This is a genomic window from Paraburkholderia caffeinilytica (assembly GCF_003368325.1).
Classification (GTDB): Bacteria; Pseudomonadota; Gammaproteobacteria; order Burkholderiales; family Burkholderiaceae; genus Paraburkholderia; species Paraburkholderia caffeinilytica.
The window spans coordinates 351,412-367,650 of record NZ_CP031466.1; the positions used below are offsets into that span (position 1 = coordinate 351,412).

Below are 16,239 nucleotides of genomic sequence, written 5' to 3' on the forward strand. Positions count from 1 at the left end.
AATAATGAAATCAGGTAATTGTGACGAGCTCCTGTGCTCTTCCGCTCGATTGATTGTCATCTCTCACGTTAAAGATGAGACTGGTGCGAATGGTGGCTCCGTATATACGAGAAGTGTTGTAGATATATTAAAAGGGGCTTTCATGGATGTTCAGACTGTGTACGTTCATGAAAAACAGATTAAGTGGAAAAAATTGAGAATTATCGCGGCATTTTTAGGCGCGATGGTATCGGGTTTGCCTGCGAAGGCACTATACTTTCTGTCGTTTGATGCGGCACGTCGGATCAAACTTGCTGCTGTTGCAGGAAGGGCTGATCTCGTTATTTTTGATCATCTGGAAACGTCGATTTATTCAAGGATGATAAGTGATAAAACCAGAACTATTTTAATACAGCATAACGATGAGGTTAAGCTCCACACGAGTCGGGGTCGCGGATTGAAATGGCGACTGGGGCGAAATATGTTTGCATCCGATGTAGCCAGACTTGCTAAATTCCAATCCAGGTCGTATGAGAGAATAAAAAATGTAATTTTTCTCTCTGCCGATGAATCGGCAGCCGCTGAAAGCAGCATTGCTAGCAGGTTTACACTGTTGCCGTCCTTTGACTATCAGCCGGCGAAGGTGCGGGATTCTTCCCGAGCCGGCAAGGATATCGTCTTCATTGGAAACATGAATTGGTGGCCGAACATCGAAGCTGTTAATTGGTTTGTGAATGAAATTCTCGGCCTATTAGATAATGACGTTACGTTCCATTTGGTCGGCCATGGCTCGCATCGCTGGAGTCGGTCCAACTTACGAGTCAAAACACACGGATTCCTTGAAAATCGGGACGAGGCGTGGGGAATCTCGCCTATATTTATAGCGCCAATTAGACTTGGGGCGGGCGTAAATATCAAAGTCGCGGAAGCAATTTACAATGGACGCTCGTTAATTGCTACTCCACAGGCATTAAGGGGGATTCCATTTGAAAAAGATGAAGCCATTGTGGTAGTGGAGAGTAAGGCGGATTGGGTGGAGTGCTTGAATGATCCGCTTCGCCTCGAGGAGCTAGCCGTGGCAATTCCAAAAGATGCAAACCGTGACTTGTTCAAACGTAGTCGCGGAGGGAGGTCTCTCGTCAAATACGTCGAGAAAATTTTGACGGCGCAGGTTGTTCAAGGCTGATGACATGGAAATCAGGTTGTCTTCAATCGTAAAAAAGGGCGGCGCGCAGCTGATTTCATCGATTTTAATGGCGGTTCTTCAGCTCTTGCAGATCAGTGTTATTGCGCGCTCCTTTTCTGCAGCATCGTTAGGTATTGTGTCTATCAACCTCATCATCGTGGCCATCGCCACCGTATTTTCGGATTTCGGCCTGCAAAGCTTTGTAATTCAAGATAAGAGGGATATGAAATTTACGGTGCTGGATGTTCGGACGGTGCTGCCGATATTTATATCTGCAACGGTCGTGATTAGTCTCGTTGGTGCGTGCTTGGCTCGATATTGTTTCGGCGCCTCGGATATCGGAAATGCATTGCTGTGGATTGCGCCTGCGATGCCATTGACCGTGATAAGCGGCCCGGTTCAAGGCATCGCAGTTCGGGAGCTGCATATCGAGCGTCTGGCATTTGCTGAGTTCGCCGGGAAAGTGTGCGGTGTGGCGACAACTGTCTTCATGGCGTTGTTTGAACATGCAGTGGTGTCCGTGATAGCCGGATTCTACGTGTCGCAGGTTGTCAGATTGTTGCTCTTGCATGAGACCGCTCTTGCTTTGTTGATAGCACCACGAGGCCAGGAACGTTCAGCCGGAAGGCGTGGAGTCATAGTGTCGTATGCGGTGGCGCAGATGCTCGGCCAGGTTTCGAATACGTTGGCGGCCAAAGCTGACGAACTGATCGTCGCGGCGGCCATGCCTCTAGAGACATTCGGCATTTATTCTTCGATGAAGCAACTGGTTATTCAGGCGGTCGCTTTCGTTGCACCTGTGGTGCGGAGGTTGACTATGCCGTTTTTCGCGAGTCACAGAGGCGGGGCATCCGAAAAATCCCGGCTTACACCGAATAATTTAATTTGCTGGTCCAACGCCGTTTATATAGGTTTTTTTGTTTCTTTGGCGTTAGCTTCAGAACCATTAACGAGGTTTATATTTGGATCGAAATTTATAAATCACACGGACTGGCTGATTTTATTCGCTGTGCTCTGGTCGGTTCGCACATTTGCCGGGGGTGCCATCTCGGCATATCTTCAAAGTACGGGTGCTCCGCTTGCGGATTTCTGGTGGACGCTTGTCCAGCTTATCGTGCAGACGACTGTGATGCTGATGACTTCGCCGAGCGGAGTCTATGTAATGTTAATCAGCGCAATAGTCAGCTATTTGGTTGTTGCTGTCTTGGGCTATCTGACTATTTATAGATGGAAATCTCGGGTGTCGGTTTGCGAGGTGGTGGTTATTATAATAATCCCTGCGTTGTCGTACTACGTCATTGGTCTGTCTCTGCTTTGGCTCGAATCGGCGTTTGAAATATACTGGATTGACGCTGTGTGTGTATTAATATTTATGTGTGCCGTCATCGCTGTGACGAGCGTAACTTCGGGAGATCGACGAATCTTATTTAAAAGGAGCGCTGTATGAATAAGATTGGGGGAAACGTTCCTGTTGTTGTGTTCGCATATAACCGCCCTCGGCATCTTGAAGCGACGTTATGGGCACTGCGGTCCGCTCACGGTGCAAGTGAAATAGATTTGTTGATATTTTGCGATGGCCCTCGAAGCGAGAGCGAACAAAATCCAGTGAATGAGGTTCGCGATATAGCGCAAAATGCGCAAGGCTTTCGAAGCGTGAAAGTGTTCGCTTCGAGCGAGAATTGTGGACTGGGTAATTCAGTAATTCGAGGGGTTGGCTACGCCTTGTCATTCTATGAATCCGTCATTGTTATCGAGGATGATGTTGAAGTTTCACCTGGCTTTTTGGTTTACATGCATGGTGCATTGCATGAGTATGTAAATAATAATAAAGTCTTTTCTATATCTGGTTATTCTCCTCCGGTTGAAGGGCGGGAGCGTTTCGGTAATGGTTTTTTTATTCCGAGAATCTGCTCGTGGGGTTGGGCCACGTGGCGGGATAGATGGCAATCTGTAGATTGGAATGTCGGAGAATACGCGCTATTTATAAAGGATCGATCTCGGCGCCTGGAGTTTTGTCGCGCGGGACGCGATATGCTTGATATGCTGATCAACCAGGTAGAGGGTGAGTCCGAATCCTGGGCGATTCGTTTTGATTTTGCGCGGTTTATATCTGGAGATGGATTAACCTTGTATCCTTCGTCGTCACTGGTAAAAAATAGTGGAATGGATGGGAGCGGTGAGCATTTTGAAAAATCGCGGCGTTACCGGACTCAAATGAGCGAGAGAACGGAATTTGTCTTCCCTCCGCTTGTTGAGGAGGCAGGCGAATTGACCGTTGCATTCTCAGCATTTTATCCGAGAAGGCTGCGCAGTCGACTGGCTATATGGGCGAGACGGATGCACGTTCATGGTCCCGCACGTAAAGCATTTCGCTTTGTACTTCGCTAGGAGACCAGGTGAAAATTATAGTCGCGGTTCCGGATATAGGATTTAAAGGCGGCGCTGAACAAGTGGCTCTCGATATTACCACTGCTTTGTCTGGGTGTCACGATGTGGCAGTCCTGAGTCTATTTTCGAGTGAGCACGATCTCCGTCTGACAAAAGGTGTCGACGTTGTCCACTTGAACCTGCGCCGTCCAGTATCGGTTTTTGAAAAAATCAGAACGCGTCTAAATATTTCAGATTTTATCCGGCGTGAATTAAAAGACATCGATGCTTTGATTGGAAATAATTTCTTCCGGTATTGGGCTTTACCACCACTCGTTGGTGGCCCCATTTGCATTGAGGTCCAGCATCTGCGTTACGAGGAGGACCGTCACAAGTCGCTGCGGATGTTTCTCCGCAACTGGCTATATCGATGGCTCGACGGAATTGTAGTGCTGACTGAGCGGGATCGCGAACTATTTATTCGAAATAATGTAGACAACGTATCTGTAATTTATAATATGGTGTCGTGTTCTGAGAAAATTTTTAATCAATCGCGTCCTAAGGTGGTTATTGCGGTAGGCAGATTGAGCGCACAAAAGAATTTTGGTGAACTTGTCGAAACCTGGGTGAGTGTTCGGGATAAATTGAAGGATTGGAGTTTGATAATCTATGGAGAAGGTGAGCAGAGGCCCTTGCTGGAGACCTTGATTCTAGAGAAAGGCTTAAGGGAGTGTGTTTTTTTGCCTGGGTATCGGGAAAACAAAAGCGAAATCTATTCCAGTGGATCGATATTCTGTTCCGTTTCGAAATACGAGGGATTTTCACTAGCTGTTTGCGAGGCGGCAGCTCACGGCACTCCGATTGTCTCGTTTGACTACTCATCGGGGCCCGTGGAACTGTATGCAATGGGGGCGGTTGCAAAACTGGTTCCGTCAGGTGATCGTCGTCAGTTGGCTATGGCGTTATGCGAACTGGCCGAAAATGATGAGTTGCGACAGCGATGTGGAGAGCGGGCTCAAAGCGCCGCTCACGTATTTTCGACCGAAGCTTTCGCGAAAAGATGGCTTCATTACGTCGAACGATTGGGTACGTCGAAAAAGGCGATCAGGCGCCAATCAGTGTCCACTTGAAAACAGAGTTCTGTACTTAAGCGAGGAGCGAGGAACATTGACCGCAGAAGGTCCGGAAATCGCTGCGTCAGGGCCTCCGGCGTTGGTGTTCCAGTATGCTTGATACAGTACATTTGCCCCAGGCACATTGAACCATGCATGCATATTCTCTATGAAGGTGGGCGCATCGCCGTGGCCGTGTTTGGACGTTGACACGCTCCATTCTGTATAGGCCTCAGGCTTATGATGCGCTTGTGCAAAAGAGCGAAATGCTCGCAAGCCACCGGGGCGACCGAGGATATCCGACCATCCACTGTTGTACTGGTCGTACACATCCATTGAGATTACGTCGACGGCGTCGTCACCTGGATATGCGTTGGACCAGTCAAAATTGGGTGCGCCTGAGCTGGCGACGTTCCACTCGAATCGCAATTGCGGCGCTTCTCTGTGCATGACAGACACTACGTGCCTGAAGGCGTTTATATAAGACCCCGGATTGTCGACAGCAGACCATGCAAACCAGGTGCCGTTCATTTCCCAACCTAGCCGAACGACAATGCGTGCGGGGTTGTGAGTCGATCCAAGATTGTGGGCGAGCTTGCGGAAGGTATCGTCGTGTTGTCCCGCTGCGATTGCATCCAGGTTGGCGTCCCCCCGTTGCTTGGGCAACAACGGAATGCTGATGGTCTCCACTCTATTTGGATCGGAAGATAGCCACTCGGCGGTTGCTTTCAAAAAGTAGGGAGATGAAATGGTTTGCCACGATGCGTCGTCGGCAAAGGCTATCCGATATAGAACTTGCTTCCCCAGCCATCCACCGAACTGATCATATTGGGCGATTGAGTCGTCATGTCCAGTATGCAGACCTAAGGCTGTCGCCGTTGCGTGTGACGAAAAGCAAAGCAAGGCTGAAGCCAGCGCAAGGACACGGAAATTTATCGGCATCGAAGGTTTCAAGGTTACGTTCCTGTTCGGTAGTGTGATGGGGGCGTGGCATGCTTAGCGAGCGTCACGCCGTAGCTTCAAATACGCCAAATTCCACGTACCTGTACGACCGGCGCCAAGCGCAGATTCGTTTCCGATACCGGCGCCACAGTAGTGGTGATGGAGATATCTTGATCCGGTTCGATCGGCCAGAGACCTGACCGGTGATCAAACTAGCGATGGTCCCGGCGGCATGGTTGGACAATCTATGTGTGCGAGCGCTGGAAGTACGCGCCTATGCCCGTCTTCCCCTCTCCGCCTCAAACCGATCCAACTCCCCCAGCAAACGCTCGATCTGAAACGTCTGCAATTCGGTGAGGCGAAATTCATCCTGTATGCGTTGTAGCCGCTTTCGCCAATAGGCTGGTGGCAACACAGGTTCACCACGAAAGGCGCGCAGCGACGGCGCCATTACACGCGCCACGTGCGCGATGTCTTCATCCATTGTCATGCAAGAACCCCGGAAGACCTCGTTGTTTAGTTTTGGCCTTGCTTTATATGGGCGCGCTTGGGTGAAAACGATCTGATAGTAGGTGCGCAAGCGGCAATGCCTATGGTAAGAAATCGCAAATATCCGGTCAAGCCTTATGGTGACCGTTCATTCGAGCAGTGCGTCGAATGCGCCTTTATTTATGGCCTATTTCGATCGTAAAGGATTTCAGAAGGTAGCTTGCTGAGACTCAGGAAGAGGGGGGCTTTACTCGCGAATTCGCATCGACGTGAAGCGTGTCAAACGGCGCAAGTTAGTGTCTCCAAACCTCGAGATGCAGGCGGCAAAACAGAGGGCCGTCGAAAGCAAGGCGCCCGGCGGCGTTAGGCGTATTTGTTGCGCGCACCACTATCCGGATATCGGGAGAGTACTGGCAAGTTAGCGACATCCTGGCCCCGCCAACCCCGACGCGGTCTATAGCGCCTTGCCTTGCGACGAAAGCGCATCCGCTTGCGCCGCCCCTCCATCTACTCCCCACTCCGCCTCCGAATAACTAATCTTTACCGGCGGCACAAACCACGCAAGACACAACCCAATCAACGCCGCCGCCCCCGCCACCAGAATCCCAATATGAATCGACTGCACTAATGCATCCCGTGCAGAATTCATCATCGCGTCCCCCGCATGCCCGGCGCTCACCAGACGGTTGATCAACGCCGCCTGCTCCGCGCGGTCCACCAGCAGTTCGGGACTCGCAAACGACTTGAACCATTGCGTCGCCTGATACGAAGCCAGCGAGCGATGCACTCCCTGCGTATAGAGATGCCCGAGCAACGCACCGGTCATCACCGTGCCCAGCATCCCGCCAAAGGTACGCAGCGATTGCAGCAACGCCGTTGCCGCACCGAGCTGATCGCGCGCGACGATCTGCTGCGAACAGACAGTCAGACTGGTCGCCACTAAACCGAGCCCGAGGCCGCTGATGCCCATGCACGACATCCACACCAGATGCGGCTCGGTACCTCTGAGCACGATCACGCTCAGACACGCCAGCGCTGACAGCGCAAACCCGACATACATAATCCCGTTCGCGCGGCGAATCCGTGTGACGATACGATTATTCACTACGCTGCCGACCGTCGTGCCGAGCAGCAGCGGTGTGATTAACATGCCCGAGTCGTGCGCGGACATTGCGTAGCCGCCCTGAAACAACAACGGCACATAAAACACCAGCGAAAACAGCGCGAAACCGCCAAGCACCGACATCGCGAAGAGCGCGGACAGCTTACGGTCCATCAGCATATCCACAGGAATGATCGGATACTTCATTCTCCGTTCCCATAGCCACAGCGTCATTGCAAAACTCGCGGCAACGACGGCCAGCACGATCGTTATCGTGTCGACGCCGTACTTCGGAAACAACTCAATCAGCAATTGCAGGGAGCCGAACGTGACCGCGACCACAAACGCGCCGAGCCAGTCGAGCCGCACGGGGCCTTTGTGTCGCAGGTGACGTAGATGCGGCAAAAAACGCAGCACAAACAGCAGCGACACGAGGCCAACTGGCACGTTGACGAAAAACACCAGCCGCCAGCCGCCGTATTGTGTGAGCATGCCGCCAAGCGTCGGCCCGAACATATTGGCGACCGCGAACGCGGACGTGACGAACACGAGCCAGCGCAGTCGCAGCTTGGGATTGGGGAACAGGTCGGCGACCGTGGCGAACACCGTGCCGATCAGAATGCCGCCGCCTATCCCCTGCAAACCGCGCGAAATCACTAGCAACAGCATGCTGGTGGCGAACCCGCACAATACCGACGCGCCGGTAAACAGCAGAATCGCGGCGATCAGAAACGGCTTGCGACCGAACAGATCGCCCAGCCGTCCGAAGATCGGAATGGTGATCACCGAAGCCAGCATGTACGCAGTCGCAACCCATGCATACAGATCGAAGCCCTTGAGATCGGCGACGATGCGCGGCAGTGCGGTGCCGACGATGGTTTGATCGAGCGCCACCAGCATCGAGACGAAGGCAATGCCAAGCATCGCCAGTAGCGACTTGCGAAACGGCAGCAGTTGTCCGCTGGGCAGCGGTGTGTCGAGGCTGGGCGTCATGTTCGTTCAGCTTGCACACTCACTTGCGCGCGGCCTGATGTGCGCCCAATGCCGCGCCGAGGTCTTCGTCCGTCGCCGCTGGGAAGATGCTCATCGTCAGCAGATCGCCCCATTCGAGCGCCAGCGCCGACAGTCCGCGCGTATCTTCGGCCTCGACGACCGCAAAGCCATGCAATCCGCCGATCGCGTGCCAGCGGCCCAGTAATTTGACACCTTCAGGCGCCTGGCCGCCGGTTTTCATGAAGCGTTCGATGACGGAATTTTCCGCAGTCGGCAGGCCGGCCCATTGCACGATGAATTTCATTGCATGTCTCCAATATGATTTGGCGATGCCGGCTCGTGGCGTGCCATTGTCGCTGGTCGTGCTATGTGACGCTTTTCCATGCTTCGCGCCGCAAACACATCTTCGCCAGGTTGCTGTCCGGATAGCGCAAGCCATCGGCGAACGGAACAAAACCACGTGGCGTCCTAAGCATAATAGGTGAGTACATGCTCTCTAACGTCGGCGCGTGCGGACATTCACCAGGTCGATCGCACATCGCGCCAGCTGCCGGGAAAGCGTGGCGGCGGCGTTTTTTTCCAATTGCGGGCATCTCGTGCGTCCTACAAGAAGGACCCTTTAAAACGGTTGTCGAAGATGTCGGTATCGATCTGGTTCGAGGCGCGTCATGCAGTGTGCCGGCACCACCGGCACGCAAGCGAATGGCAAGCCGAACAAACGCCGATGGTTCAAACGCAAACGGCACGCGCGTTAAGCGCGTGCCGTTGCTGCGAATGTCTGATCAAAGCCCTAGCTACGCAACGAATTGCGCGGCCCCCCGGCAACGGAAACATCGGCAATGGCCTGATGCGCTGCGGGAAAACCCGGCGGATAGTCGACGACGCGTGCGGATCCCGGCATCACTTGCACGGCGATGCTCGCGCGCGCACCGATTCGTGCGCCGCCGACAATGGCGGCCATCGCCTGGCGGTCGAGTTCGACGCTGTCGCTGAGGTCTTTGATAACGAGCTTTGCCATGGCGGCTCCAGGGAAGCGATCGAGCCGGCGGCCGGTGCGATTTTCCAGTCGCCGCCCGGGTGTGTCTTCAAGTGTGCTGAGGTCTCGTCGCACTATCAGTATAGGCAATCTGCTTTGGGCTCGCCTGCGGGTTACGGGCAGGCAGCAGTAGGGAAGCCCCCGGTCCTTCGCTACTGCACGCCGTTAAACGTTGGCGTAATTGGCGCCCCACAGCGACGGGCTGACGTTCAGATTCAACGGTACGAAGCCTGCGCCGATCACGCCGATGTTGTTGAGGGCAGCCACATTGACGGTTTGTATCTGGCTGAGGTTCTGGTTGACGGAGACGTTGACATTGGCGATGCCGCCAAGGCCGGCCACCGAGGGCAGGCCGGGCACGCTGCTGCCGGTGCCGCCGGTCACCGCCGACATTGCGCGGCGGTCGAGCTCGCGGGTGCGGGACAGATCGCGAATCATGAGGGATGACATGGTGATTCTCCAAAGGTGCGCGGAAGACGGGCGTGATCGGAGCGAAGCGGAAATTGCCGAGGGCTTTTCCGCTTCGCCGAATCAGGCTTTAAACGTTGATGTTGTTGCTCGACGTGACGCAGGGGTTGATCGTCGAAGTGAGGCCGGCAGCGAACGCGACGTTGTTGCCGTTGGCGTTCTGGATGTTCATTTCGTTGCTGATCAACTGCGTGGCGGTAACGTTCTTGCTGTTGTTCGGTGCGACCACCGGGCTGAAGTTGAAATACGACGTGCTGGGGTAACCGTAGCCGTAGCCGCCGCGCACGGCGCTCATGGCCTTGCTGTCGAGTTGTTCGGTGATGGACAGGTCTTTGATCATCAGCGTGTTCATGGTAAATCTCCTGGAAGGGAACATCACAGTCTTGCGGTTGGGATCGAGCATCTTGTCTGCTCGAGTGTCACTAATGCATGGGCTGTGCCAGTTTCATTCGTGCATCCTAAGAAAGTTGTCGAAGGCTTGATGCACAAGGATTTCGCGTCACGGTGCCGTGTCGGGACCGTAGCGCAGCCACTGGAGGGCGACTGTCGCCTGACGGCACGCGCCCAACAACGCATCGGATTCTGTTGGCTGTCGCAAGACACTCGCCGGGTGTACACGCAGCGGGGCAATCCTGGTTTGCGAAAGAGCGGGTCGGGAGCTAGTATCGAAGCGGCACATGTAACGGGTTACGACAGGTTTTCTATCAGCCCGAAAGGCTCCGGTCGCATGCGGTCCGGCCCAACGGCAGCGGGGGCGCTTCGCACAAATGGCTAGCCTTGCGCATGTGATTCGCGACTATCAGAGCGGCGAGCTGTCACGCGACGAGTTCGTCGCTCAGCTCGACAGCACGTTGACGACCGATGGACTCGATCGCACGCAGCTGTTGGAGATGCTCGGCGCGGCGCATCGCGAAACCCCCTTGCCGGACGATCTCTACGCCGAAGTGCGGCGGCGCATCGAACAGCTGCGCGTTTCGAACGTGGCGGCCGGTGGCGACGAGACCGGCATGCAGACCACCGTCGAGATACCGTCGGCGCGCTCTGCCAGTGCGGCCAACGCCGCAAGCCCGGCGGGCGCGGCGAGTGCCGCCGGCGCGCCGGGACATGATCAGATCAAAGGCACCGGCGACACGTTGAACAACCGTTTCGTGCTCGAGGAATGTCTGGGCGTGGGCGGGATGGGTACGGTGTACAAGGCGCTCGACTTGCGCAAGCTCGAAGCGTCGGATCGCAAGCCGTATCTCGCGATCAAGGTGCTCAACGTCCAGTTCCGCGGCAACCCGAATTCGCTCGTCGCACTGCAACGCGAGGCGCGCAAGGCGCAGGTGCTCGCGCACCGCAACATCATCACGGTGTACGACTTCGACCGGGACGGGCCAATCGTCTACCTGACGATGGAGTACCTGACCGGCAAGCCGCTGAGCCAGCTACTACGCACGCCGGGCTACAAGGGAATGCCGGTTCGCGCCGCGCTGCCGATTGTGCGCGGCATGTGCAATGCGCTCGCCTATGCGCATGAGCACGGCTTCGTGCATTGCGATTTCAAGCCCGCGAACGTCTTTCTCACGACGAATGCCGAAGTGAAGGTGATCGACTTCGGCATCGCCCGTGTGTTCCAGCGGCCGGAGGAGGAGAGCGATGCAACCGTCTTCGATCCCGGGAGCCTCGGCGCGTTGACCCCGGCCTATGCGAGTCCGGAGATGATCGAGCATCGCGAGCCGGACCCACGCGATGACATCTACGCGCTCGGCTGCATTACCTACGAGCTATTGACGGGTCATCATCCGTTCGACCGTTTGTCGGCGACGCAGGCTCGCAATGCGGACTTCAAGCCGCAGCGTCCGGCCAATCTCGATGCGAAGCAGTGGCGCGCGTTGCGGGCCGCGCTCTCGTTCGATCGCGACACGCGCATGCCGAGTGTCGTGCGTTTCATCGCGGAGTTCGACAACGAAGCGCGCGCGGAGAAGTCGGGTACCTTGGTCAAGGTGGGATTCGCAAGTTTCGCGGTGGTGTGTGCGGCGGTAGTCGGCGTGTTTGCCTTGCGGTCGGCGCCGAATCGCCAGAGTGGCACGCAGCCGGCTGCTGCGGCTTCGGAGGCGTCAACGGATCAAGCGGCTTCAGCAGCGACGAATGCGCCTGAGTCGTCCACAACGGCCGGACCGGTCGCCGGAGGCGCCGCAAGGCCGGCCGCAGGGTCATCTACCGGCCCGTCTTCCAGCTCATCTGCCAAGACCACCACAGCGCTAACCGCCGCGCCAACCACCGTGGCACCCGCGGCGCCCTCGCCAGCGCCACCTGCTGCGCCACCCGCGCCTCAACCCGCGTTGACCTTAGCCGCCGTCGCGCCGGTTTTGGCGCAGGTGCCGTGTTCGGCGCTGTCCGCGTCGACACAAGACCACTCGTTGACGGTGCGCGGCTATGTCTCGCAACGCTACGGCGCTGCGCATCTGAAGGACACGCTGAGCGCATTGCCGGGCGTCGACACGCTGACGCTCCAGGTCGAGCCGCTTGCCGACGACAAATGCGACACGGTCAAGGCGCTCGCCCCCTACTGGACCCACAACTGGCAAGCGGGCCACGTTGCGTCGCTGCATGTGCGGCCACCCGGTGGCTTGTTGAGCGAAGGCGAACCGCTGGTGGTGGACGTCACCACGCCCGCTTACGACTCGTACGTGAATCTCGACTACTACCAGCTCGACGGCAGCGTCGTGCACATGGTGCCGAGTCCGCGTGCGAAGGACAATCAGGCGCCGCCGCACTATGCGGCCACGATCGGAAGCGCGGGCGACTGGATCATTTCGAAACCGTTTGGATCGGAGATGGTGGTGCTGCTGATTACGCCGGCGCAGCTATTCGACAAGCCTCGGCCGGAAAGCGAATCACGCGCGGATTATCTGCGCGCGCTGGATGCGCGGCTTGCGCAGCTCGCCGGCAAATACGGTCAGGATCATATCGTCGCCGATTTCGCGCCGATCACGACGAGGCCGCACACGCCTTGAGCGATTCGCCAGGTTCGCCCGCAACGCCGCTGAAGCGCTCGCAGGACCGAAAGCACGCATGGCCTGGCAAACGCATGGCCTGGTAAGCGTGCGCTGTTCGGCGGCCCCCTTGCAGCCCCCGCTTCACTTAAGATCCTTGACCACCCTGAAGCCATCCTGCGACTGGCGCACGCTCGCGCTGTACTTGAAGCGCGTCGCGCTCAGCATATAACCCGCGCCTTCGCGCCACGAGCCGCCGCGAATGACCCGCATCTCGCAGCTGGGGCTGTCCCATGCGTGGCCGTCGGTGGGCGCGCCCTGGTAGGAGTTGTGCCAGCAATCGGCGACCCATTCCCAAACGCTGCCGTTCATGTCATACAGGCCGACCGGATTCGGGGCGAACGAGCCGGCGGTTTCGGGTCCTTCCTTGTGCCACGGGTCGCCGCAGTCCTTGCAATTGGCGTTGCCCTTGCGCATCTGGTCGCCCCACCAGTATGCCGTCGTGGTGCCACCGCGGTCCGCGTATTCCCATTCGGCCTCGGTAGGCAAGCGGTACGGTTTGCCGGTCGTTTTGCTCAGCCACTTGACGTACTGTTGCGCGTCGTCCCAACTGAGATCGCGTGCCGGCGCAGCTTTATTTGTATTGCTTTCGGGCGTCAGCTTTTGACAGGCGTTCGCGGCGGCGCATGCATTCCATTGCTCGACGGTCACTTCGTATTTGCCGATTGCAAACGGTGCACCGATGGTCACGTGATGGACCGGCTTTTCGGAGGGGTCGTCGGTGCTGCTGCCCATCGAGAACGCGCCTGCAGGCAAGGCGATCATGATTGGGCAGGTGGCGCAATCGCGGCTTTCGCCGGCGCTTGGCGGATGCGCCGCGGGCTTCTGCGCGACTGCCGGTGCGGAAGGGGCTGCGGGTGAGGCGGTCGGTGCAGTTGGCGCCGGCGTGGCGGCTCGCGGGTGATCTTGCGGCGCGGCGCTGGACGGTGCGGCCGGCCGTGCGGCGGGTGGCGATGGTGCAACCGGCGGCAATGCGGATGGCGCACTTGCCGCCGCCGCAGCGCGCAACCGGTCGATGCGTGCATGGGCAAGCGTGGCGAAGCGGCCGTTCGGATAGGCCTTCAAATAGGCCTCGTAATCGCTTGGGTAGTTACTGTCCTTGATGGAGTCCCAGAAGGTAATTTCATATTGCTCGCTGCTGTCCTTCGGCAGAATGCCTCTACTGTGCAGCGCGACAATTGTGTCGTCGCTCGCGGCGAGCAGGTGTGCCGTGCTAGCGCTGCGAGATACCGGTCGGCTCGGGCTCGCGTCATTGGCAAGCGAAGAGGCGATCCACGGCGTTTGTTCCCCGCCGGTAAGCGCGCTAACCCTCGTCGCGGCGCGTTGCAACACGCCAACAAGCGCCTGTGATGAAGAAGCCTCGTTGAGCTCGCGCAGCAATGCGCCCGTATAAATGCCGTGCCGCATGCCGTCCGCTGCAAAGCGGCCCGGCGCTGTTGCGTAGGCGACCACGGTATTCGCAGGCAAGCTGCCCGTATCGATCGATACCTCATAGGAGAACGGGTTGTTCAGGCACGCATCGAGAATCACGAGATTGAGTGCGCCTGCACGCGATGCGCGCATCGCCTGCAATACGCTATCCAGATCGCCCCCCTCGCTGACCAACCGGGCTGGCGCGGATGCGTCGAGGCCGGCGGGCACGAGCAGCGTCTGCCGGCCGATTTGAATGCCGTGTCCCGCGAAATAGAACAGTCCGACGCCGCCTTCCTGCAGGCGACGGTGGAATTCGCCGATGGCTTGCCGCATTTGCCGCGGCGTCGCATCGGTGCGCATGATGACGTCGAAGCCGCGCGCACGCAGCGCATCGCGCATGGCTTCAGCGTCGCGCGGTGCATTGTCGGCAAGCGGGCCTGCATGATCGCCGTATGCGCCATTGCCGATCACCAGCGCGATGCGCGCCGGTTGCGGAGTGTCCGGTTGCTGTGCGAGCGGCACGAGGGAGGTCGCCGTCGAACGCGTCGCGGCAGCGCCATGCTCCGCGCCGTCACGCTGCGTCGCGGCATAAGCACTGCCCCAATGCGCCTGAATTGCCCCGACCATGCACACCAGCAGGAATATTCGCCACATATTCGTATCCTGTTTGTTCCGGACAGAACATAGGGTTTCGACGACCGCGACGCCGGCATCAGCCGTTGGCGTGGAGCGGTCGCAACATCGATGCTCGACTCTCCATCGACAACCTATGAACAACGATAGCACGCGGTTTGCGCGTCACAACGGTCGGCGCATCGTCAATGCGTTATACGGTTAACGAGTGTGGCGTATCTTTTTGGCAAGTTACGTCCTAAGCTAATTCACAAAGTAGGGCAGTACGCCCGTTTTAATAAGGTAGCGGCTCATCAACGTATACCCGCAACGTAAACCCGCGACGCGAACCCGCCGCGCGGACCCGCGTGAAACGACGCGAGCGCCCGCGACATCCAGCCGGAGCGTCCGGTCCGCGCTTTGCTCAGCCGTGGCGGCGATGACCATTCTTCGGGAGAGTGCGCAATGCGAAGAACCCTCACACTCGGCGTGCTCGACATACGTCATGGAACGAAGGCGACGCGTACCGCGCTCTGTACGGCCTGGCGCGCCACGCTTTTGCTCCTGCTCGGTATCGCGTCACTATCTGCGTCCGCGTTTGCCGAACAAACGCCTTCGCCGCCTGGCGCCGAGGAATACATCATCTGGCCGTCGGATGGCACGGTGATTCACGGCGGCAAGCTGTGGGTGCGCATGGGGCTGCGCAACATGGGCGTATGCCCGAAGGGCGTGGCGATTCCGAACACCGGTCATCACCATCTGCTGATCGACACCGACCTGCCGCCGCTCGACCAGGAAATTCCGTCGGACCGCAATCACCTGCATTTCGGTGCGGGTGAGACCGACGCGCGCATCGAGTTGCCGCCGGGCAAGCACACCTTGCAACTCATTCTCGGCGACCACAACCACGTGCCGCATGTGCCGCCCGTGTATTCGAAGAAGATCACCATCACCGTGCTAAAAGACTAGCGCGTCCCGTTCATTCAAAGCGGGTCCGCCAGGACGGAGAGACCAACATGTACAAGATCATCGCGCTCGCGGCGCTCGTGGCACTTGTGACATTGGCGTCACTGGCCTCGCCGAATCTCGCTACAGCCGGCATGACACCGTCGCCGGCCGGCGCGCACCTCTATATCGGCTATCCGAACGACGGCCAGGTCGTGCCGGCCAACAAGCCTTTTCGGGTGTGGTTCGGCCTGCGCTATATGGGCGTGGCGCCGAAGGGCGTCAAGTATCCAAACACCGGGCACCATCATCTGCTGATCGACACCGACCTGCCGCCGATGGACCAGGAAATTCCAAATGACCGCAACCATCTGCATTTCGGCGCGGGCGAAACGGAAACGACGATTCAACTGCCGCCCGGCAAGCACACGCTGCAGCTGCTGATGGGCGACGACATGCATATACCGCACAACCCGCCGGTGTATTCGAAGAAGATCACCGTGATTGCGCGCTGACACGGGTTCGACACGACAACGTGGCTGGCTCGTTTCAGTGTC

At 57.4% G+C, this 16,239-nt stretch carries 15 protein-coding genes and 1 pseudogene; 7 read left to right on the forward strand and 9 right to left on the reverse strand.

Going from position 1 to position 16,239, the window contains the following annotated elements:
* Positions 1-4 precede the first annotated feature (4 nt).
* Genes DSC91_RS01675 through DSC91_RS01690 form a run of 4 tightly spaced genes read left to right on the forward strand, consistent with a single transcriptional unit; the run spans position 5 to position 4,662 of the window.
* Positions 5-1,165, forward strand: coding sequence for a glycosyltransferase (locus DSC91_RS01675; RefSeq protein ID WP_115776533.1), 1,161 nt, complete (start codon positions 5-7; stop codon positions 1,163-1,165).
* A 4-nt stretch (positions 1,166-1,169) separates the two neighbouring features.
* Complete coding sequence (locus DSC91_RS01680; protein WP_115776534.1) at positions 1,170-2,612, forward strand: oligosaccharide flippase family protein; 1,443 nt, start codon at positions 1,170-1,172, stop codon at positions 2,610-2,612.
* On the forward strand, positions 2,609-3,553 hold the full coding sequence (locus DSC91_RS01685; RefSeq protein ID WP_115776535.1) for a glycosyltransferase: 945 nt from the start codon (positions 2,609-2,611) through the stop codon (positions 3,551-3,553). The genes DSC91_RS01680 and DSC91_RS01685 overlap by 4 nt, the downstream gene beginning before the upstream one ends.
* A gap of 8 nt (positions 3,554-3,561) precedes the next feature.
* A complete protein-coding gene (locus DSC91_RS01690; RefSeq protein ID WP_115776536.1) occupies positions 3,562-4,662 on the forward strand; it encodes a glycosyltransferase in 1,101 nt (366 codons plus the stop codon).
* Here the strand turns inward: DSC91_RS01690 and DSC91_RS01695 are convergent.
* The 7 genes from DSC91_RS01695 to DSC91_RS01725 form a co-directional block, all read right to left on the reverse strand.
* Complete coding sequence (locus DSC91_RS01695; protein ID WP_162831313.1) at positions 4,648-5,598, reverse strand: glycoside hydrolase family 26 protein; 951 nt, start codon at positions 5,596-5,598, stop codon at positions 4,648-4,650. The two genes, DSC91_RS01690 and DSC91_RS01695, sit on opposite strands and share 15 nt — an antisense overlap.
* 262 nt (positions 5,599-5,860) lie before the next feature.
* Positions 5,861-6,076 (reverse strand): hypothetical protein, encoded by a 216-nt coding sequence (locus DSC91_RS01700; protein ID WP_229758378.1) that lies wholly within the window; start codon positions 6,074-6,076, stop codon positions 5,861-5,863.
* Positions 6,077-6,529: 453 nt separating this feature from the next.
* Positions 6,530-8,170, reverse strand: a complete 1,641-nt coding sequence (locus DSC91_RS01705) for an MFS transporter (RefSeq protein ID WP_229758377.1) — start codon at positions 8,168-8,170, stop codon at positions 6,530-6,532.
* 19 nt (positions 8,171-8,189) lie between these two features.
* Positions 8,190-8,474, reverse strand: coding sequence for a DUF3303 domain-containing protein (locus tag DSC91_RS01710; RefSeq protein ID WP_115776538.1), 285 nt, complete (start codon positions 8,472-8,474; stop codon positions 8,190-8,192).
* Between the two features lie 486 nt (positions 8,475-8,960).
* A complete protein-coding gene (locus DSC91_RS01715; protein ID WP_115776539.1) occupies positions 8,961-9,188 on the reverse strand; it encodes a hypothetical protein in 228 nt (75 codons plus the stop codon).
* 183 nt (positions 9,189-9,371) lie between these two features.
* Complete coding sequence (locus DSC91_RS01720) at positions 9,372-9,656, reverse strand: hypothetical protein (RefSeq protein WP_115776540.1); 285 nt, start codon at positions 9,654-9,656, stop codon at positions 9,372-9,374.
* A gap of 88 nt (positions 9,657-9,744) precedes the next feature.
* The gene (locus tag DSC91_RS01725; protein WP_115776541.1) at positions 9,745-10,026 is read right to left on the reverse strand and encodes a hypothetical protein; all 282 of its coding nucleotides are present in this window, start codon (positions 10,024-10,026) and stop codon (positions 9,745-9,747) included.
* 415 nt (positions 10,027-10,441) lie between these two features.
* Between DSC91_RS01725 and DSC91_RS01730 the strand changes: the two genes are divergently transcribed.
* Positions 10,442-12,673 carry a serine/threonine protein kinase gene (locus DSC91_RS01730; RefSeq protein WP_115776542.1) on the forward strand — a complete coding sequence of 744 codons (2,232 nt, stop codon included), beginning with the start codon at positions 10,442-10,444 and terminating at the stop codon, positions 12,671-12,673.
* Between the two features lie 123 nt (positions 12,674-12,796).
* Here the strand turns inward: DSC91_RS01730 and DSC91_RS38625 are convergent, their stop codons facing one another.
* On the reverse strand, positions 12,797-13,477 hold the full coding sequence (locus DSC91_RS38625; RefSeq protein ID WP_425272042.1) for a formylglycine-generating enzyme family protein: 681 nt from the start codon (positions 13,475-13,477) through the stop codon (positions 12,797-12,799).
* A 498-nt stretch (positions 13,478-13,975) separates the two neighbouring features.
* A pseudogene (locus DSC91_RS38630) lies at positions 13,976-14,779 on the reverse strand (caspase family protein); the annotation flags it as partial.
* A 423-nt stretch (positions 14,780-15,202) separates the two neighbouring features.
* Here DSC91_RS38630 and DSC91_RS01740 point away from each other — a divergent pair.
* Both DSC91_RS01740 and DSC91_RS01745 read left to right on the forward strand, forming a co-directional pair.
* Complete coding sequence (locus DSC91_RS01740; protein ID WP_115776544.1) at positions 15,203-15,706, forward strand: DUF4399 domain-containing protein; 504 nt, start codon at positions 15,203-15,205, stop codon at positions 15,704-15,706.
* 47 nt (positions 15,707-15,753) lie between these two features.
* On the forward strand, positions 15,754-16,197 hold the full coding sequence (locus DSC91_RS01745; protein WP_115776545.1) for a DUF4399 domain-containing protein: 444 nt from the start codon (positions 15,754-15,756) through the stop codon (positions 16,195-16,197).
* The last annotated feature ends 42 nt before the right edge of the window (positions 16,198-16,239 follow it).